The organism is Chitinophaga varians (genome assembly GCF_014529945.1).
GTDB classification, from domain to species: Bacteria; Bacteroidota; Bacteroidia; order Chitinophagales; family Chitinophagaceae; genus Chitinophaga; species Chitinophaga varians.
In genome coordinates, this window is the sequence record NZ_JACVFB010000001.1 from 337,646 (window position 1) to 356,396 (window position 18,751).

Consider the following 18,751-nt stretch of genomic DNA (forward strand, 5'->3'; position numbering starts at 1 on the left):
GAAACGTGCATAGTTTTCATACCTTTGACGCCATGGAAAGTATCAGCAGCAAGGCAACTATCAAGCTCATGGTGGCGGGGGCGCTGGATGCCCTGCAACGCAATGGGCAAAAGGCTTTTATCGTCTCGCTGCATGATGCCCTGCTGAAGAAGAAAGTGAGGTTCCCCTTGTTGGAGTATGCTGCTAAAGAAATCATAATAGCAGTGCCCGAAGCAGCGCATATCACTATCACAGATCGTATCATCGAATTACGGGAAATCGGGAGCCAGGTGCTGGCCGGGATTATCCTGCAGGAACGTTTGACGCAGGATTTCGATACTGCCGTTAACAAAGCCTGTGACTATATACAGTTCGGCGATCAATGGTATGTGTGCGATATCATTGGGGAGCGGGTATTAGGGCACGCCTTGCTCACGATGCCGGAAAAGACCATTCCGTTATTAGCCCAATTATCCGGGCACGAAGATAAATGGATCGTCAGGACAGTAGGAGTGGCCACGCATTATGCCGTTAAAAAAGGGCTGGACCAGCAGTATGTAGAACCGGTATTCCGGATACTGCTGTCTTTATCGGCCGCCACAGATTTTCATACCCGGAAAGGCATCGGATGGGGCGCTAAAACAGTTGCCAAATTTCACCCGCAACTGATCGCCCGTTATCAGGAGCAGCTCGCATCAACCGCAACGCAACAGTGGTTCCGGACAAAAGTCAACATAGGTCTTCATTACAACAGGAAAAAATGACACGCTCCATCGCCGTCAAATCCATACTGAATAAAACAAAAAGCCGTGATCCCTGGTTCCTGGACGATTATACGGTCAATCCCTACAGCGGCTGCTCTTTTAACTGCCAGTACTGTTACATCAGGGGTAGTAAGTATGGGATCAACATGGAAGAAAAACTCAGTGTTAAAAGTAATGCCGTCGAACTGCTGGAGAAGCAACTGTCGCTCCGGGCCCGCAAAAAACAATACGGCATCATTGTCCTGTCTTCCGCTACAGATCCCTATCTGCAAATCGAAAAAACGGAACAGCTCACCCGGCGCCTGCTTGAAGTGATCCTGCATTACCGTTTTCCGGTGCATATTATCACTAAGTCAAACCTCGTCAGCCGCGATTTTGAGCTGCTTCATGATATCAACAAGGCGGCCATACTGCCGGACGATTTGCAGGATAAACTGTCCCACAAGGCTTTCGTGACCTTTTCCTTTTCAACCATCACAGATGCCGTTGCCCGTATTTTTGAGCCTGGCGCCACGCCGCCATCGCTGCGACTGGACGCTTTAAGGATGGCCGTTGAAAAAGGCCTGCACAGCGGTGTTAGCCTGATGCCGTTGCTGCCTTTTATTACCGATACCGCAGCGCAGCTGGAGGAGATGTTCCGGACATTTAAGGCAGCCGGAGCAGCTTATATATTCCCCGCCACACTGACATTATTCGGATCGGGACCGTCTGACAGCAAAACGCTCGTATTGCATGCTGTGGCCAAACACTATCCTCATTTGCTGGAAAAGTACCACCGTTTTTTTGCAGAGGGTCCACAGATGCCGTTGTATTACCGACAGGCTTTTGCACAGAAAATGGAGCAGCTATGCCGTCAATACCAGTTCCGGAATAGCCTGTCGGAGAGTTAGAAAGCGGTGCCTGGTTATCCTTTCATGATTTGTGATTCATAGGCGGAACCCCGCATCCACAGCAGCCAGTTCATACTGGCCACCGCGCAGATATTGATCACGCCGGCGTATACCACCAGTAAGTCGAACCCGTAGAAATAAATAATGGGAATCCAGTAGCTGAAGACGCTCCAATACGATGCCATACAGATTGGACACTGAATAACAGGTTTGCGCAGGTATTTGTTGACCTTAAACACCTCATCTGTCTTTAAAAAACGGACGCCGCTATCATTGACGTCTACCTGTATTTTCCCATCTATTTTGGGCAAGATGTTGTTGAGTTCCTTTAATACCGGTATTCTGGAAGCATCCCCTGTAGGAAGCAGGATGCTGTTTTCTTCGGTATGCAGCATTGCCTCCGGCATCAGCACCCTTAATTTTTGTATCAGCAGATCGAACTGTTCGTTGCTGTAATAGATTTTCATCTGTGTGGTGCGGGTAAGATATTTGAAGAGGGGAAACAGGATCATTTCGCTGTCCTTGTCTTTGCCATTGGGCAGTTTCTCCACCGCGCCCTTGGCGGCTATCCGCACGCCCAGGATGAAGAGGGATTGTAAAACGATATAGCCCAGAGCGGCCATGATGCCAAAAAATAGTGCACTTGTATTCATATTGTTTGAATTAATAAGTACAAAATTACCACTGCGTCATTTGGCATTTATGACACTTACCGTTGGATATTTGGTACAAAACACAGAATGTGCGAACTTGTTACCCAATTTAAAAGAATAGGAAGATGAAGATTAGAAGAGCTACAGCTACGGACTATCCGGAGATGGTCCGGATATGGGAATCTGCCGTGAAGGCTACCCATGATTTTTTAAAGCAGGAAGATTTTGATCACATCAAGTCGTTGTTGGCGGAGGCATTTTTTCCTCAGGTAGATACCTACCTGATGTTGAATGACGAAGAGACGCCGGTCGCTTTCCTGGGCGTACACGAAGACTCCCTGGAGATGTTGTTTGTGAGTGATACGGCCAGGGGAAAGGGGATAGGCAAACACCTCATTCATTACGCCATCGCGGAGCTGAATATCCGTAAAGTGGATGTGAATGAGCAGAACGGCCAGGCAATAGGTTTTTATGAGCGGATGGGCTTTAAAGTCAATGGCCGGTCTGAAAAAGACGGTATGGGCAAGCCTTATCCGATATTGCACCTGACATTATAAAATGAATAAGCCTGCGTGATCGCAGGCTTTTTAACGTAGGAACAGCTATGCTTACTTTACCGGCTGGAGTGGCCAGTTTTTTTCTTTAGCCTTGGTACGCGCAGGGAGTATCTGTCGCGCCTCCAACAGGGTTTCCACTTGATACCAGTTTACAGAAACTCTTCCGAAAATGTCATCTTCTACGGGGCAGCCGAGGGCGGCATCATCAATGTAATAATCGGCCTGTACTTTAGGGCTGCCGGTCCACCGGCGCTGCTGCGGATTCCTGTTTTCACCATAAAGGGTAATGCCTTTACTGTTGAGCCATTTCACCGCATCCTTCAAATGCTTGCCGGAGCGCATGGTATTGAGAATAAGTCTGACGCCTTGTTGTTGTAATCGCTGTAACACATGGATACAGTGTGGAATTTCTTCCCCTATCATCGGGAAGCGATGATAGGTACAGGTCCCGTCGAAATCTATGGCAATGGTGATATTGGAATACATATGTTATGCAGGTTTTAAAAAGATATGGCAAAATTTTTTATCAACTATAACTAGAGAAAGCGGTAAACAGGAAAGGGGAGGTCTGTCATGACCGGTGTGGGAGCCTTTTTCAGCGTCAGGGCCCTATAGGTGGCCGTGTCGGCAATCAGGCGCCACGTCCTGAAATCCAGGAAGTGATCAGAGAAGCCGGCCTTGAAGTTGAACAGCGAGTCCTGCTGCCCGCCTACACCGCCACCCAGATGCAGGTATTGCATCCGCTGCGACTGCCCGAAAATGCTGGCCTCTTCCACCAGCAGCCGCATAGGGGAATCATGTATAAAGTCCTCATGCGTGGCCGCCAGATGCAGCTGCATCATGTTGTTGCAACAGGTGGTGAAAACGCCTGCTGTATCACGACCATCAAAGGAGGCAAGCAATATGTTGCTTTGAAAAGACGTGGCCTGTAGCAACTGTTTAAAATAGTTTTTATCGAAATAATAATTCGCATGGGCGCCCAGTCGCTGCATATTCTGCAAATAGATGGCTGCAAATGATGCAATGTCTTCTTCATTGATGCCCTGGCGTACCTTGTAGCCTTTATTCCGCAGTTGATTGATCTTGGAGCGGAATGCCTTGCGGTACTGTTGCCGCTGGTCGGCAATAGGTGGTGTGATATCTATGATCACGGTCTTCCCGTTGTCATACAGTCCGCCGGTTTGGCCTGGCTGAAAATGCTGATGGATCAGCGGATGCAGCCGGGTAAACACGCTGACGATTTTTTCTTTTTTCAGGAAACGGAGAAACGTTTGTAAAAACTGTTGCAACAGTGCGGGTGGCATATCGCCGAAATCCAGATTAGAAACAGGCCCGGCATAACCATAGACAGAAGTACAGTCAAAATAATTCGTGTCTTCTATGTTCCGCTTTAGCAGTGGTACTGCCACAAAATTTCCTTCTTCTTCCAATACAAATAAAAAAGGATGACTGTCGCCTGCGGACAGTTGATGATAATACCAGGTGTGGTAGAAGTCGTAGCTGTGGGCCGCGTGAATAACCTGGTCCCAGTGTTCCTGCTCCGTGATGTCAACTGTAAAGTAGGCCATAACAAATGAGGTTTTTAAACATATAGATTTGATGGTTATGTGTTGGCCGATGGGGCCATGGGTGGCAGGATGTTCGGTGTAACAAGGAAGGAATCCGTACCGGCGTTGGCGTAGGTGCATAGCATACCCGTCAGACACCAACTGGTATCTTTTTTGTGTAATGCAGCCTGCTATTGATGTAAAAAGTCTTTACCTGTTACTATCGCTGAAATCTGCTATTCATTATTTTATAGTGATTGTTTGGGCTTCAGTTTGTATTACAGAACCTTCTGTAATTTTTTCCGGGTTAAAAAAAATTTCCATCCGGAATTCAATGACTATGCCATGTGAGTAAGTGCTTGTTAACCAGTTGCTTACAAAGGATGTTGGATGATGATCCCCTCCAATATTTTGGAATTACCTAAATGGATATACGAAATATTGGATATTGTTAACCGGAGTTGTCGTGACAGACGGCTCACTGACCCGATCTTGCATGAAAAGTGAACAGGCAGAAAAGGATGCTGCGTATTTATCAACGTCATACGGACCATTGATAGGTGGCCCCGCTTTGCAGACGGTACTACAGCAGGTGCAGCAGGTGGCTGACACCGATGCCACCGTTTTGCTCACGGGGGAAACGGGTACGGGCAAAGAAGTGATTGCGCAGGCTATCCATGAATTGTCGGCCCGCCGGGCACGCCCCATGGTGAAAGTCAACTGCGCCGCGCTGCCGCTTCAACTGATAGAATCCGAATTGTTTGGACATGAGAGAGGCGCCTTTACCGGAGCGCTGCAACGCCGCACCGGTAAGTTTGAACAGGCGCAACAAAGCACCATCTTCCTCGATGAAATAGGCGAGCTGCCACTGGAACAGCAACCGAAGCTGCTGCGGGTACTACAGGAAAAAGAGATTGAAAGAATAGGCGGCACCACCGTTAAAACGGACGCGCGGGTGATTGCTGCCACCAACCGTATACTGGAAGCGGAATGCCAGGCGGGCCGCTTTCGCTACGACCTATACTACCGCCTGCATGTATTTCCGATACACCTGCCACCCCTGCGGGAACGGAAAGACGATATTCCCCTGCTGGCGAAATACTTCGTGGAAAAAGCAGCGCAACATTTCCGCAAACCCATGGCTACCATCAGTCAGCGCTCCCTCGATGCAATGATGAACTACCATTGGCCCGGCAATATCCGGGAACTGCAGCATCTGGTGGAAAGAGCGGTGATCATCGGGAATGCGCCGGTGATCTATGTGGAACTGCCTCCGCCGGAAAACGCGAGGGACACCGATTCCAGTCCTCCCATTACCAGCCTCGCGGAAGCAGAAAGACAACTGATTATTCGTGTAATGAAGCATTGCAATGGACGTATCCGCGGAGAAAACGGCGCTGCGGCCATTCTTCAGATAAAGCCAACTACACTGGAAGCAAGGATGAAAAAACTGGGCATCACCCGGCAACACATGAGCAACCATTGACACCCCCTTTCTTTTCTCCCCAAAAATAACCTGTAGTAGCAGTATATTTACGATATAAATATACCCGTTGTCGTATGATGGCCATTGACTGGATCCGAAAAGATCATTTACCGGCGCTGCTCGCAGCATTATCCCATATCTGTCACTATACATTTGATGATGCTGATATAGAGGCCGTCACGTATGGATTCACCAACACTTCCCTCGATAATGATCACTGGTTTGACTATTCCCTGATAGGGGAACAAACGATTGCATTGCAGTTTTGTCAGGATGATGAAGATACCGACATCATTTTCTGCCGGATTCATTGTGCAGACGAACATCAATCTGCTATAGAGATGATGCAGTTTTTTCTGGAGAATTTTGAATTACGATATCTGCGTTGATCATTAAAGCGCACTACACTGCAATGATTGCGTAGCCCAGTCTTTTTTACTCCACGCCTGTAACTCGAAAATAATGGAAAGCAACCCTTTCCCTTTGCAGGTAACACTGTACGCTGTTTGTACAGGTGTAGTGCCGGTGATACACGTTTTGCTCACAAGGCCCTGTGCTACCAGTTCTCCGAGCCGTTTGCCCAACACCTGGTCGGATAAGGAGGGATGCGCTTTTTTCAGTTGACTGAAATGCGCCAGACCAGTGAATATACTATGGAGTATCTGTACTTTCCAGCGTTGACTGATGTTCTGGAGGGTTTCATTTACGTCGCAGTAGGATGCCAGTACTTTCAGGTTGTGGGCATTCATGGAACTGCCTTTTACTTTCGATGCCATATGTCACGTTTTGCTTACTCACTTTCGGGTGAGTTATTGATGATGATAATCGGTCTTTCTAACATTGCAGAAAATTATTTTCATGCAATCAAAGTTAGTCAAATTAATCATTGTATGCCTGTTGGTACAGGTATCCCTGATGGCACAGTCGCACAAAGTGTATGTGCTGGTGCATGGCGCCTGGCATGGCGGCTGGTGCTGGCAACAGGTCAGTGAAAAGCTGCGGGCAGCAGGCAACATCGTGTATACGCCTTCGCTCAGCGGAATGGCGGAGCATAACAATCAACCGCACGATAGTATTAATCTCGATACCCATATCACGGATATTGTAAACCTGCTCAATATGGAAGATCTCCATGATGTGGTGCTGGTGGGCCATAGTTACGCGGGCGTGGTGATCACGGGAGTGGCAGACCGTATGCCGGAGCGGATCAGCAAACTGGTTTACCTGGACGCGGTGCTCGCAGAAAACGGGGAGAGCTGTATATCGGTGCACCCTGCATCGTTCCGGAAGGAGTTCGAGAAAGATGCTTCGCAATACGGAATGCATAGCTTGTCTGTACGACCTTCCAGCCTGTTTGGCGTAAGCAATCCGAAAGATCAGCAGTGGGTGGATAGCCGCCTTACCTTGCAACCTTATAATACTTTTGCACAGCCGCTGACGTTACATCATCCATATGGGAATAGCCTGCCACTGATTTACATCGCCTGTACGCAGCCGCAATTGCCGGTACTAGCGCCGTTTGCAGCCAAAGCAAAACAATCTCCCCAATGGAAATATTACGAGATGAAGACAGGGCATGATGCCATGATCACACAGCCGGGGGAGCTGGCCAATCTGCTGGTGTCATTAAGCCGATAGGGGATTTTGGCGGAAGACAGTAATGCGCTTATATTTGATACACTGTTTTTAACCAATAACGTACGTATCATGAAGAAATTTTTTGGCGCATGCCTGTTGACCGCCGCCCTTTTTACAGGATTTGCCACCTATGCACAACAGCCCGCCGCCGGTACGCTCCGCGAAGGCAAGCATGACCTTACCCTTCAGTGGATCAGCTGGGACCGCCCCGGGAAAGTGATGATCAACAAACAAAAAGATGGCACTTATACGGTAAAAGGCGAACAACGTGATGCGAAGACGGGCGATTTTGTGACCATTGATGGTACGTTGAAAGTAGATTCACCAAAGGAGCTGACATTTAACGGTACCATCCGTACGCAGTACAGCAATGTGAACGGTGGCCAGGTGTGCGAAAAAACCGGTACTTACCACTTCCTGGCCAAAGGCGCCAGAAAATACTGGAGGCTCCAGGAAATGGATAACTGTGAAGGCAATAATGTGGTTGATTATGTAGATATCTACTTTAAATAATCTTTCTGAAAAAAGAATGCGTAACCGATCGGTTTTATATTTATATTTGTAACCGAACGGTTATGCATTTTTTTATTGATTAAAACCACGATCATGGCAACAACACCTCAACCAGCAGTCGCACAGACCGGCATGCTGATCAGAAAACCGGCAGCGGAAGTGTTTAACGCATTTATTGATCCGGCTGTCACCACCCATTTTTGGTTTACCAAAAGCACAGGCAAACTGGAGAAAGGAAAAGAAGTCATCTGGTCCTGGGAAATGTACAATGTAAGCGCTGCGGTCCAGACCGTAGATATTGTGCCCAACAGCAGGATAGAAATCCGCTGGTTCGAGGGCTTCGATATGAAAGCAGGAGACCCGGGCACCCGCGAGCATTTCACCCGCGTGGTATGGACGTTCACCCCGCATGGAGAAAACGCCACTTTTGTAGAGGTGGTGAATGATGGTTTTTCCGGTGATGCTGCGACTGTCTGCCAGAAAGCACTGGACTCCAACGGCGGCTTCTGCTGGGCGTTAGCCGGACTGAAAGCCTACCTCGAATATCAACTGGAGCTCAACCTGGTGGGCGACCGTTTCCCGCAGGGGCTATCGTAGTCAGGACATTGGCTTGCCCCAGGCGGTCAGTACCAGATGGCGGGGGCCACCATGGTCCCGGTGTTCACACAGGTAGATGCCCTGCCATGTGCCCAGCGCGAGCCTGCCGTGGTGAATGGGTATCATCACAGAACAGCCCAGCAGCGACGATTTCAGATGCGCAGGCATATCGTCCGGCCCTTCATCATTATGCTCATAATCCGGATCATTCTCCGGCACCGCTTTATTAAAATACGTTTCAAAATCCACGCGCACCGTAGGGTCTGCGTTTTCGTTGATGGTCAACCCGGCAGAGGTGTGCTGGATAAATACCTGTAACATGCCAGACTGTAACGTGCCTATCTGCGGAAAGGCCTGCACCACTTCGTGCGTGATCAGGTGAAACCCTCTGGGACGGGCTTTTAAGCGTACTGCCTGCTGAAAAATTTCCATGCTTCTGTCATTTCTGCAAAAGTAACATTTCTGCGCTGCATAAAATTCTGCTTGTAAATCACTCTATTGCACAGTATCTTACCGGAATTGATGAAAAACTAAACCGGAAATTTATCTCATGGCAGAAAACGTACAACCTTTACGGGTACTCGTAGTGGGCTGTGGCAACATGGGCACGTCTCACGCAGTGGCCTACCATACCCTGGAAGGATTCGATATATGTGGTATTGTATCTACCGGCTCCAGCAAGCAGGTATTGAATGATAAGCTGGGCGGCGGTTACACGCTGTACAGCAACTATGAAGAGGCGCTGGCCGCCACCCGGCCGGACGCTGTCTGCATCTCCACCTATCCTGATACACACGAAAGTTACGCGATCAAAGCGCTGGAAAGCGGTTGTCATGTGTTCATAGAAAAACCGCTGGCAGACTCGGTGGCGGGCGCTGAACGAGTGGCGGCAGCGGCACATAAAGCGGGCAAAAAACTGGTGGTAGGATACATCCTGCGGCACCATCCTTCCTGGGAGCGTTTCGTGGAAATAGCGCACCAGCTGGGTAAACCGCTGGTGATGCGCATGAACCTCAATCAGCAAAGCTCCGGCAGCAAATGGGGCGTTCATCGCAACCTGCTGCAGAGCCTGAGCCCTATCGTGGATTGCGGCGTTCACTACATCGACGTGATGTGCCAGATGACCCGCTCCAAACCGGTGCAGGTGAGCGCTATCGGCGCGCGGCTGTCTAACGACATCCCGGCAGATAACTATAACTACGGCCAGCTGCAGATCCGCTTCGAAGACGGCTCCGTAGGCTGGTACGAAGCAGGATGGGGCCCCATGATCAGCGAAACGGCCTTCTTCGTGAAAGATGTGATCGGGCCACAGGGCTGCGTGTCTATCGTAGCCAAAGAATCCGGCAGCACCGGCAACTCAGATAACATCGAAGCACATACGAAAACGGAATCCCTGCGACTGCACCATGCGGTGTTGAACGAAAAAGGGGAGTTCGCAAAAGAAGATACGTGGATCAATATGGAAGATGAACCGGACCATCAGGAGCTGTGCAACCGTGAACAGCGTTATTTCCTGAAGGCTATCCGTGAAAATACAGATCTGACGGACCATATACAGGATGCGGTGAACAGTCTGCGCATCGCCTTTGCCTGCGATGAGTCTGTCCGTACCGGAAAGATCGTTACATTATAAACCGATACGAGCCCGCCATTGTGCGGGCTTTTTCTTTACCACCATAACCAGCCGCATACGCCGGCTACCAGGGCGGCAAACAACGTGTTGCCAAAGTTCACGGCATCATTGCCGATATAATGTTTCCGCTCCAGCGCGGCGCCCAGAACAGAGTCCATCAGATTACCCAGTACGCCCGCGATCACGATAAAGGCCATACGCCGATCGAACCCTTCCGCCAACGCATATACGACGGCAATCACCGCAGCGCCGGCAGCCCCCAGCAGCGTGCCTTCCAGGCTCACGACACCATCCAGTCCCTTAGGCTCTTTCCTGAAAGTGAGAATATTAAAAAAGCGGCGGCCGTAAACGGTGCCCAGTTCAGACGACAGCGTATCAGCGGTGGCAGATGCCAGGCTTCCTGCCAGCATCAGCTCATACAGTCCTCCGTGCGACGTGTCCATCGCTATCAGCAACGCCATCAGGGCGGCGGCGCCACCGTTGGCAAATACCTGGCTTGCTTTCCGCTTTTCAGGATGCGCACTTTCTGCGGTAAGTGCGGCTTTGACATTTTTTTTATGCGAGGTGGCCAGAGTGCCCAGCACAAAGAAAGTACCCAACAGCGCAATGCCGGAATATCCCACAAAGACAAACACCACCAGTCCGATAAAACCGGCCGCCATGGCCGCGGAAACAGATAGTTTGCCGGTCCGGACACAGATCACGATAAAGGTTGCCAGTAAGAAAATAAAGAGGCCGTAATACTGAAACATCATATCCATAAATAGAGGTCAGCAAAACTAATTAATTACTTTTGCTGCCTGAAAATTTTGTATGAAAACATTGTTGAATCTTGAAGAAATTGCCATGTTCCTGGCCGCCATTGTACTGTTTAATGTACAGTCTCCCTACGCCTGGTGGCTCTTCCCGGCGTGTTTGCTGCTGCCGGACCTCAGTATGGTCGGTTACCTGGCGGGCAACAAAATAGGCGCGTGGACGTATAATTTCTTTCACCATAAAGGTATCGCCATACTGGTGTATCTGGCCGGCCACACGCTGAAGCTCGACTGGCTCGCCTTCACCGGTATTATCCTCTTTGCCCACTCTTGCATGGACAGGGTTTTTGGTTATGGCCTGAAATATTTGACCGGCTTCAAAGACACCCATCTCGGCGAGATAGGCCCGAAAGCCAAACGGACCGCATAAAAAAAGCCGGTGTGGAAACACACCGGCCTGTTTATTGACATTGATTGTAAGGCTTAGAATTTAAAGGCCACGCTGGCAGAGAAGCGGCGGGGCATCATCCTTTCTACAGTCGTCCATCCGCTGTAGTAGGCTTTGTCAGTAATGTTGTCCAGTTTCAACGCAATACGGTAAGCATTTACCTGATAGAAAACACCTGCATTGAGCACTACATAAGAAGGAAGTGTGAATACACCGGTCCCTTTTGAATTGGTGATCATATTCTCGCTGCCATAGTTACCGCCGAAGCCTACGCCAAGACCATGCAGTTTACCACTGGTAGCGGTGTAGCTCACCCACCAGTTGGCCACGTGCTCCGGACCTGCGCTGGTAGGACGGCGGTCCAGTACACTGGAATCGGATTTTACCATTTTGCTGTCATTATAACCATATCCGGCCACGATGTTTAATCCCGGCAGCGGATTGGCTATCAGGTCCACTTCCACGCCTTTGCTGCGTTGAGAACCGTCCTGTATGGTCACATTGTAACGGTTGCCCTCTTTCTCCACGTCGATGCTGCGCGTCATATTGGTCACGAGAATGTTATAGTAGCTGGCACTCATGCTCAGTTTATTGTTGAGCACATTCAGTTTCACGCCCCCTTCAAACTGATTGGCCTGCTGTGGTTTCAGTACGCCGCTATATTCAGGCAGGGACTGCGTTACCGGGGCTGAGTTCTTGAAACCGTTCATATAGTTGGCAAACAGGCTCACTTTATCTTTTACCACCTGGTATATCAAACCAAATTTCGGGGAGACGGAAGTCTGACTAAAATCATCCTTGCTTTTCTCGCCGGTCACGTAGTCCTTGGTGGGCTTGGTGACGAAGTGGTCTACACGCAGGCTGGCCATGGCTATCAGCTGATCGGTGATATTCAGCACATCTGATACATAAGCGCTGTAAGTATAGTTGGTGGTGGCATTTTTCACCTGTCCGTCTTTTACCTGTGCCAGCCGGGCGTCTACAGCGGCTTTGCTGAGCTGGGAGTAGCGCGGGTCTTTTGGATTCACCGCGTTTACCAGATCAAAGAGGATATAAGGCGAGTTATCGTTTTCCGTATACTGGCTGAGGAAGTCGATACCGGCTACGACACGGTTACGCAGGCTACCGATTTTGAAATCGCCGATGAAGTTCTGTTGAACGTCCGTAGCGGTGGTGGTAGCGTTCTGATGTGTTACATAGCGGCTCAGCAGCGTGTCGTTGGGTTTCTGTACGGAAGCATCGCCCTGATCGAGGAACATCACGTAAGAATAGTAGCCGTTGCTGCGGCGGGTGCTTCTGGAAACGGTGGTCTGTGAGGTCCATTTATCAGACAGCTTATAGTTAGCCTGGCCGAAAAGGTTCACGGACGGTGTTTTCATGGTGATATCGTTGCTGGTGAAAGACCGGGTGAAGTCGATGCCCAGCTGGTCCGGAGTGCGGGCAATCAGCTGACGGCGACGGTTCAGGAACACCATGGTGGGATTGGTGCTTTCTCCGCTGTAGAATTCAGTATTGACGAGGAAAGACAGGCGGTCATTCACACGGTAGGAGAGGCTGGGGGCCAGGAACCAGGAGCGTTTGAAGCCGGCATCCTGGTAGCTGCCTTCTGAGTGATAGGCCGCATTGGTGCGCAGGATAGCAGATTTGTCCTTATTCAGCGGGGTATTGATATCGGCGGTGACGCGGTTCAGTCCATAAGTGCCGCCGGTATAGCTGATTTCACCACCGAATACGTCGTACGGTTTCTTCGTGACGATGTTGATCAGGCCGCCGAAAGAAATGAGGCTGCTGCCAAACAGGGTGCCGGACGGGCCCTTGATGGTTTCTATCCTTTCAATATCGGCCGGATCGGGGCTGCCGTTGGAGATGCCCGCGATACCGTTGACCATCGTTGGCTGTACCGCGAAACCCCGCATGGTGAAGTAACCGGCGCCATCGCCACCACGGCCGGTGGAAGACCACAGGCGGGTTACGCCGGGCGCATTTCTCAGGGCATCGTCAAAGTTGGTGACCACCTGTTCTTTCATCAGTTCTTTGCCCACCACGTTATATACCTGTGGGTTCTCCAGGTTTTTGATGGGCAGGCGCGCGATATAATCACTTTCCTTGCTGGCCAGTTTGTTCTGTCCGCCTACCACCGTTACTTCCGACAGCTGTGTCTTAGATACCTGCAGCTTCAAATGCACCGTGGCGGTCTGGTTAGCCGTTACCGTTACCGTCTCGGCCATGGGCTCGTATCCCAGCAACGATACCTGTAATACATATTTCCCCGGCTCCAGACGACGGAAAGCGAAATCGCCCTTCGCATCGGTAACGGTACCTCTGCTGTGTTGTTCTATGCGTACACTCACGAAAGCAGCGGCTTCTCCTTCGCTGGTGACAATGTTTCCCTTAATGCCTCCGGTGCCGCTCTGGGCGCTTACACCGGCTATTATGCTGCAGAGCATTACTAATAATGCTGACAATTTTCTGATCATTGTTGTGCTATAATATTGATCTAAAAAGACGAAATGACAATCCAGGGCGCAAAATTCTATCACCAGAAAGAAGTTGCACCATCCAATCGGGAAAAAAGTTTACGCATTCGGGAATTATACATTGACGGTTCAACCCAGTTATCTGACAACTCGACAAAAAATGGCTGGCCGGCCTGCCGGGACATCGCATTTTTGTACCGTCCATAAACAACACATCATGAAATTTGAAAAAGTGCATAACAAAGGGCAGGCGAGGCTTTTTAAAAGCCGTTACCTGGAAATGCTGACCAAAACGCACCCCGTGGTGATTTTTGGTATGTACCTGCCCGTTATCGGGTATATGCTCTATTACAGCCATGCCACACTGGGATATTCACTGCTCCGTATTATATTGACTTACTTCGGCGCCATGTTCTACTGGACACTGTTTGAGTATGTGGCACACCGGTTTATTTTCCATTGGGTGAGCGATCAGCCAGCCATCCGCCGCGTCGTGTATACGTTGCATGGTAATCATCACGAATATCCGCGCGACCGGCAGCGGCTGTTTATGCCACCGGTGCCCAGTGTCATCATTTCTTCGGCCTTATTCTGTATTTTCTATCTCCTCATGAAAAATAATGCGTTCGTCTTCTTCCCGGGATTTGTGTCCGGGTATCTGTTGTACGGAAGCATGCACTACGCTATCCACGCCTGGGCGCCGCCGGTCAAATGGCTAAAGCCGCTCTGGCGCAACCATCACCTGCATCATTATAAAAATGACGATCTGGGGTTTGGAGTGAGTTCTACGTTGTGGGACCGGGTCTTCCGGACCATGTTCACGCTCTGTCTGATGTTGAGTCTGTCGGCCGCCGGTTATGCCCACCAGCAGGCCGAAGGGGAGTACCGGCTGGTGAAAAGAGATAAATCCATCTCGCTGTACGAAAGATGGATTTCCGCTGGTAACGACGAAAGTGTACGGGAAATCAAGGCGGTATTTACTGTCAGATCTGATGTCCCGTCTGTGGCGCGGCTGCTGACAGACCAGCAACAGGGCGTGGTGTGGAATGCCCGGGCTAAAAGCTATCAGGTGTTGCCGGTAAATGAAGGCCGGGAGTGGATCACGTACCTGAAATACAATATTCCCTGGCCTTTCGGCGATCAGGACTGTCTGCTGCTGTTCCGCCTGAATATGCACAACGAACACTCCGGGGAAATCAGCTTTGAAAGCACGCTGAACAACCGGTTTCCCGTCTCCGGTGATGTGACCCGCATCACCGGCACCCGGGGTAAATGGCTGATGGAAGAATTAGGGAACAACAATATGCAGATCACCTACACGATTACCACTAACCGCAGCGCCCGGATACCACGATGGGTGTCTGATCCTATTGTTCGTAATAATATGTTTGAAACCATGTCTACTTTCAGAAGCATCCTGGAGAAGCGATGATAAACATGTGCGGTATTTGATTATTTTTGGAGAAACCTCCGGTGAATGATCTACAGGGAGTTTGCACCTCATCCGCTACTGGCGCCATATGTTGAATGTTACTGGAAAGCTGATGCCGACAGGCCCCCTTTCCGGGAGGAGGAATCACTGATTCCCGATGGTACCATCGAGCTGATGTTTAATTTTGGTGACAACTATGCCCGTATCAAAGACGGTTCCCGCCAGCCGGTAAAAGGTTCTCATATCATCGGTATCCGTCAGCATGCGTTGCGGATCTCGCAAACGGCTCATCAGCACGTGTTTTCCGTGCGCTTCCGGTTGGGCGGCACTTACCCGCTGTTCCGCATTCCCGCCCACCTGCTGGCCAATGATTTCTGGAGCCTCCCCGATGTGCTGGGCAAGGACTATACGCTGCTGGAAGAGCAGCTGTTTGAAGCCGCCACCGATGAACAACGCGTGCAAATCACCGATCAGTTTCTGCTGGACCGCTTACAATTCGATAATATTCCCCATCATTTTCTGCAACAATGCACGGCCTGGATGCTACAACGGGAGACTGTTTCCGTGGCAGACGCCTGCCGGGCTTTCGGTGTTTCCTATAAAGCGATGGAACGCCGCTTTAGCCAGGTAGCAGGCCTTACCCCGACAGAACTGCTGAAGATACGGCGGTTCAACAAAGCCATACTGGCCATGTATAGCTGTCGCCACGAATCCCTCACTGCCGTGGCCCACAGCTGTGGCTTCTACGACCAGTCACACTTCATCCGCGAATTCAAACAGCTCTCCGGCACTACCCCGCGTCATTTTCTGAAGGAGCAATATACCATCGTACAGGTGATACAGCCGGCCCTCGCAGCACGACTGTCGAAATCGTACAATTTATAATCACCCGCATTTATCATCTTCGTAAAAAATATATGTCATGGAAGGAAAAAAATATGAATTGATTCCCTACCTCACTTTCGGAGGCAATTGTGAAGAAGCAATGAATTTTTATGCCAAAGCCCTGGGCGGCACTTTTAAAGTATGGACCCGCTACGACAATCCTAATATGAATGCGCCGGAAGCATACCGCGACAAAGTACTCCATAGCCGATTGCATTTTAATGATCTGGCTATTTATGCCAGCGATATCTTTCCCGGCAAAGAAGCAAAAGGCAGCAGCGCAGATGTGGCCTTATCGCTCACTTTCCCGGATGAGCAAACCGCGCAACAAGCATTCGACGCACTGGCGGCCGGCGGCGAGGTAGGCGTGCCTTTCGGCAAGCAGTTCTGGGGCGACTGGCACGGTAACCTGACGGATAAATACGGTATCAAATGGATGGTGAATTGCTGATTCCTCAAATTCACCATCCCTAAATCCCAGGGCTCATGCCCTGGGAAAATCAAAAAATCTGCCCTAAAGCAATCAAATTCCCACATTCATCCTCGAAAACCGCTTCTATGCCCCAGTCGGCCCTGGTGGGCGGTTTCCGGAAAACCACTCCTTGGGCTGTCAGCCGTTCGTACTCAGCTGCAATATCGGCAGTGCCCAGCATGATTGCGGGTATTCCTGCTGCGTATAGTCCTTCCTGATAGGCTTTGGCTACCGGATGTTGGGAAGGTTCGAGCAACAGCGTGGTGCCGTCAGGCTCTTCAGGAGATACGACTACGGCCAGCATTGCTTCCGGCATATAGACTTTCTCCTTAAAGCCCAGTTTCTCTGTGTAAAAGCGAAAAGCTTCCAGGGGGTCGTTGACGTGGACCCCGGCCATGGCTATTTTCATATGGATATGGTTTTAATAGTGAGTGATCATGGTGGAACTGTCCTGACTTTTTTTCCGTTTTAAGATCAGGGCGCTGATGAGTGCAATCACAATGCCGAGCGGCAGCACTTCAGCATAAGTGATCAGTATCACAAACAACGGGTTTTTATATAGCTGCCTGAAGTTCTCCGCCTCTGCCATCTTTTTACTCAGCGTAGCTGCGTCGGCGCCGGCTTCCCTGGCTTCTTTCAGCATGTGGGCGTTGTATTTGTCCATGAAATCGGGAACAAACAGGTAGAAATCGAACAGCCATACCACCACGTAGGCAGTGGCTGCGATCAGGGCAATCAACAGCCCCACTTTAAAAGCTTTGCCGAAAGTGACGGTGCCGTTGTTGTATTTGTCGCGATAGTTTTTGATGCCGACAAAAATAAAGGAGAAGGCGATCAGCATGCCGGCATAGCCGAGGTACATGTTGCCTTTGAAGTTGGGGTCTTTATAACACCACAAGACAGAAAATACCATCATGAGGCTAATGATGGCGCCGGAGATCAATCCGAAAACGAGCACATTTTTTTTCATCTGGTCAGGATTTAGTAGTTGGTGCAAAAATGCTTTTCCGGCATTTATTTCCATTCATACTTTAGGGTGATTTTATCGTTTTTACCTTTTTTCCTGCTTTCGGGTGATGATGGTTAGGGGATGATACTCAGCCGCTTAGCTTTGTCTATGGCTTGTGTCCTTCTTTTTACGTCCAGTTTTTCAAATAAACGGGAGGCATGGGTTTTAACGGTGTTCAGCGACACGAACAGGCGGCCGGCGATCTCCTGGTTGCTGAGTCCATCGGCCATAAGCTGTAGTACTTCCAGTTCGCGGCTGCTGAGTCCGAGGCGGTCCAGCTCCGGTGTATTTAAAGAAAAGGTAGCTGCCGGTGTTACGGGCACCGGTTTTTCCACGATGACAGTCTCCACTTTAGGCCGGGCAAGTTTTAGCGCCAGCCATATTCCCAGCGCGGTAAAAACAAGTGCGACCATGCCGATATAGATTTCCATGGCATGGTGAATGATCAGGAAACGCAGTTCCAGCCATTTCAGGAGAAAAAGCAACAAGGCCAGCGAGAGGCCGTAAAGAATATTCTGCTTATTTCTGGTGATGGCTTGCCACTTCATGCATAACGGTTTGCTGTCTGCATAAAGTTATCATATTTAGCGCAAAAGCGATGCTCAGCGTTTTTCCGGAGCCAATGACCATCCCTGTGCTGCGAGCGCTGCTTTGATAGCAGCCATGGCATTGGGTCCCATACCATGCAGTTGCATCAGGGAGGATTCGGTAACACTACGCAGTTGTTGAAGGTTCGTGTAACCGGCGCCGTGCAAGGCGCGCAGCGCAGGCTGTGCCAGTTTGGGAAAATCGTCGGGCTGGAGCGGAGCCGATTTCTTTGTCATGGTGTGATGGAGATGATGAAATACTAAATTAAATAAGATGTCTTTATGCTTTGTGGGGGAAGTCCGTCAATCAGGGGCTGGTACCGCGACAAAACTTTTCTGAAAGGCCGGTTGTATTAAATTATTGTTCTTGATACATACCGGAGTAACATTTAAGTATTCTTGTGCGTTACACTGCTTTTGACGGCCGCT

General features: G+C 49.9%; 24 protein-coding genes. 13 read left to right on the forward strand and 11 right to left on the reverse strand.

Translation table 11 applies throughout. The features are described from left to right. Window positions 1-32 precede the first annotated feature (32 nt). Window positions 33-743 (forward strand): DNA alkylation repair protein, encoded by a 711-nt coding sequence (locus ICL55_RS01310; protein WP_188094238.1) that lies wholly within the window; start codon window positions 33-35, stop codon window positions 741-743. Next, a complete protein-coding gene (locus ICL55_RS01315; protein WP_188094239.1) occupies window positions 740-1,633 on the forward strand; it encodes an SPL family radical SAM protein in 894 nt (297 codons plus the stop codon). The genes ICL55_RS01310 and ICL55_RS01315 overlap by 4 nt, the downstream gene beginning before the upstream one ends. 14 nt (window positions 1,634-1,647) lie before the next feature. On the opposite strand, the gene ICL55_RS01320 is transcribed toward ICL55_RS01315, so the two are convergent. Continuing rightward, on the reverse strand, window positions 1,648-2,286 hold the full coding sequence (locus ICL55_RS01320; protein WP_188094240.1) for a transposase: 639 nt from the start codon (window positions 2,284-2,286) through the stop codon (window positions 1,648-1,650). A gap of 125 nt (window positions 2,287-2,411) precedes the next feature. Here ICL55_RS01320 and ICL55_RS01325 point away from each other — a divergent pair, with 125 nt between their 5' ends. Further along, a complete protein-coding gene (locus tag ICL55_RS01325) occupies window positions 2,412-2,843 on the forward strand; it encodes an acetyltransferase (RefSeq protein WP_188094241.1) in 432 nt (143 codons plus the stop codon). Between the two features lie 51 nt (window positions 2,844-2,894). On the opposite strand, the gene ICL55_RS01330 is transcribed toward ICL55_RS01325, so the two are convergent. Together ICL55_RS01330 and ICL55_RS01335 are read right to left on the reverse strand one after the other, a co-directional pair. Next, window positions 2,895-3,329, reverse strand: a complete 435-nt coding sequence (locus ICL55_RS01330) for an HAD family hydrolase (protein ID WP_188094242.1) — start codon at window positions 3,327-3,329, stop codon at window positions 2,895-2,897. Between the two features lie 50 nt (window positions 3,330-3,379). Continuing rightward, window positions 3,380-4,411 carry a GNAT family N-acetyltransferase gene (locus ICL55_RS01335; RefSeq protein WP_188094243.1) on the reverse strand — a complete coding sequence of 344 codons (1,032 nt, stop codon included), beginning with the start codon at window positions 4,409-4,411 and terminating at the stop codon, window positions 3,380-3,382. 475 nt (window positions 4,412-4,886) lie between these two features. Between ICL55_RS01335 and ICL55_RS01340 the strand changes: the two genes are divergently transcribed. After that, entirely contained in the window at window positions 4,887-5,876 is a 990-nt protein-coding gene (locus ICL55_RS01340; protein WP_188094244.1) for a sigma-54 interaction domain-containing protein, read from the forward strand. 74 nt (window positions 5,877-5,950) lie between these two features. Beyond that, window positions 5,951-6,265 (forward strand): hypothetical protein, encoded by a 315-nt coding sequence (locus ICL55_RS01345; protein ID WP_188094245.1) that lies wholly within the window; start codon window positions 5,951-5,953, stop codon window positions 6,263-6,265. A gap of 3 nt (window positions 6,266-6,268) precedes the next feature. Here the strand turns inward: ICL55_RS01345 and ICL55_RS01350 are convergent, their stop codons facing one another. Further along, complete coding sequence (locus ICL55_RS01350; RefSeq protein ID WP_188094246.1) at window positions 6,269-6,652, reverse strand: winged helix-turn-helix transcriptional regulator; 384 nt, start codon at window positions 6,650-6,652, stop codon at window positions 6,269-6,271. 82 nt (window positions 6,653-6,734) lie between these two features. Between ICL55_RS01350 and ICL55_RS01355 the strand changes: the two genes are divergently transcribed. From ICL55_RS01355 to ICL55_RS01365, 3 genes are all read left to right on the forward strand, one after another. Further along, complete coding sequence (locus tag ICL55_RS01355) at window positions 6,735-7,514, forward strand: alpha/beta hydrolase (RefSeq protein ID WP_188094247.1); 780 nt, start codon at window positions 6,735-6,737, stop codon at window positions 7,512-7,514. Between the two features lie 69 nt (window positions 7,515-7,583). Next, window positions 7,584-8,027 (forward strand): hypothetical protein, encoded by a 444-nt coding sequence (locus ICL55_RS01360; protein ID WP_188094248.1) that lies wholly within the window; start codon window positions 7,584-7,586, stop codon window positions 8,025-8,027. Window positions 8,028-8,120: 93 nt separating this feature from the next. After that, window positions 8,121-8,624, forward strand: coding sequence for an SRPBCC family protein (locus tag ICL55_RS01365; protein ID WP_188094249.1), 504 nt, complete (start codon window positions 8,121-8,123; stop codon window positions 8,622-8,624). Here the strand turns inward: ICL55_RS01365 and ICL55_RS01370 are convergent, their stop codons facing one another. After that, entirely contained in the window at window positions 8,625-9,056 is a 432-nt protein-coding gene (locus ICL55_RS01370; protein WP_188094250.1) for a secondary thiamine-phosphate synthase enzyme YjbQ, read from the reverse strand. A 118-nt stretch (window positions 9,057-9,174) separates the two neighbouring features. On the opposite strand from ICL55_RS01370, the gene ICL55_RS01375 reads away from it, so the two are divergent. Continuing rightward, on the forward strand, window positions 9,175-10,257 hold the full coding sequence (locus ICL55_RS01375) for a Gfo/Idh/MocA family protein (protein WP_188094251.1): 1,083 nt from the start codon (window positions 9,175-9,177) through the stop codon (window positions 10,255-10,257). A 35-nt stretch (window positions 10,258-10,292) separates the two neighbouring features. Here the strand turns inward: ICL55_RS01375 and ICL55_RS01380 are convergent, their stop codons facing one another. Continuing rightward, a complete protein-coding gene (locus ICL55_RS01380) occupies window positions 10,293-11,018 on the reverse strand; it encodes a DUF92 domain-containing protein (protein WP_246496137.1) in 726 nt (241 codons plus the stop codon). Window positions 11,019-11,070: 52 nt separating this feature from the next. On the opposite strand from ICL55_RS01380, the gene ICL55_RS01385 reads away from it, so the two are divergent. Then, window positions 11,071-11,442 carry a DUF4260 domain-containing protein gene (locus ICL55_RS01385; protein WP_188094252.1) on the forward strand — a complete coding sequence of 124 codons (372 nt, stop codon included), beginning with the start codon at window positions 11,071-11,073 and terminating at the stop codon, window positions 11,440-11,442. Window positions 11,443-11,495: 53 nt separating this feature from the next. Here ICL55_RS01385 and ICL55_RS01390 read toward each other — a convergent pair whose 3' ends face one another. Further along, window positions 11,496-13,937, reverse strand: a complete 2,442-nt coding sequence (locus ICL55_RS01390) for a TonB-dependent receptor (RefSeq protein WP_223151256.1) — start codon at window positions 13,935-13,937, stop codon at window positions 11,496-11,498. Window positions 13,938-14,154: 217 nt separating this feature from the next. Here ICL55_RS01390 and ICL55_RS01395 point away from each other — a divergent pair, with 217 nt between their 5' ends. Genes ICL55_RS01395 through ICL55_RS01405 form a run of 3 tightly spaced genes read left to right on the forward strand, consistent with a single transcriptional unit; the run spans window position 14,155 to window position 16,705 of the window. Beyond that, window positions 14,155-15,369 (forward strand): START domain-containing protein, encoded by a 1,215-nt coding sequence (locus ICL55_RS01395; protein WP_188094253.1) that lies wholly within the window; start codon window positions 14,155-14,157, stop codon window positions 15,367-15,369. Between the two features lie 45 nt (window positions 15,370-15,414). Further along, window positions 15,415-16,254 (forward strand): helix-turn-helix domain-containing protein, encoded by an 840-nt coding sequence (locus ICL55_RS01400; RefSeq protein WP_188094254.1) that lies wholly within the window; start codon window positions 15,415-15,417, stop codon window positions 16,252-16,254. A 37-nt stretch (window positions 16,255-16,291) separates the two neighbouring features. Next, the gene (locus ICL55_RS01405) at window positions 16,292-16,705 is read left to right on the forward strand and encodes a VOC family protein (protein WP_188094255.1); all 414 of its coding nucleotides are present in this window, start codon (window positions 16,292-16,294) and stop codon (window positions 16,703-16,705) included. A gap of 49 nt (window positions 16,706-16,754) precedes the next feature. Here ICL55_RS01405 and ICL55_RS01410 read toward each other — a convergent pair whose 3' ends face one another. From ICL55_RS01410 to ICL55_RS01425, 4 genes are all read right to left on the reverse strand, one after another. Then, on the reverse strand, window positions 16,755-17,135 hold the full coding sequence (locus tag ICL55_RS01410; protein WP_188094256.1) for a VOC family protein: 381 nt from the start codon (window positions 17,133-17,135) through the stop codon (window positions 16,755-16,757). 12 nt (window positions 17,136-17,147) lie between these two features. Continuing rightward, window positions 17,148-17,696 carry a DUF4199 domain-containing protein gene (locus ICL55_RS01415; protein ID WP_188094257.1) on the reverse strand — a complete coding sequence of 183 codons (549 nt, stop codon included), beginning with the start codon at window positions 17,694-17,696 and terminating at the stop codon, window positions 17,148-17,150. Between the two features lie 113 nt (window positions 17,697-17,809). After that, window positions 17,810-18,283 (reverse strand): response regulator transcription factor, encoded by a 474-nt coding sequence (locus ICL55_RS01420; protein WP_188094258.1) that lies wholly within the window; start codon window positions 18,281-18,283, stop codon window positions 17,810-17,812. Between the two features lie 54 nt (window positions 18,284-18,337). Continuing rightward, the gene (locus ICL55_RS01425) at window positions 18,338-18,559 is read right to left on the reverse strand and encodes a helix-hairpin-helix domain-containing protein (RefSeq protein WP_188094259.1); all 222 of its coding nucleotides are present in this window, start codon (window positions 18,557-18,559) and stop codon (window positions 18,338-18,340) included. Window positions 18,560-18,751: the final 192 nt, after the last annotated feature.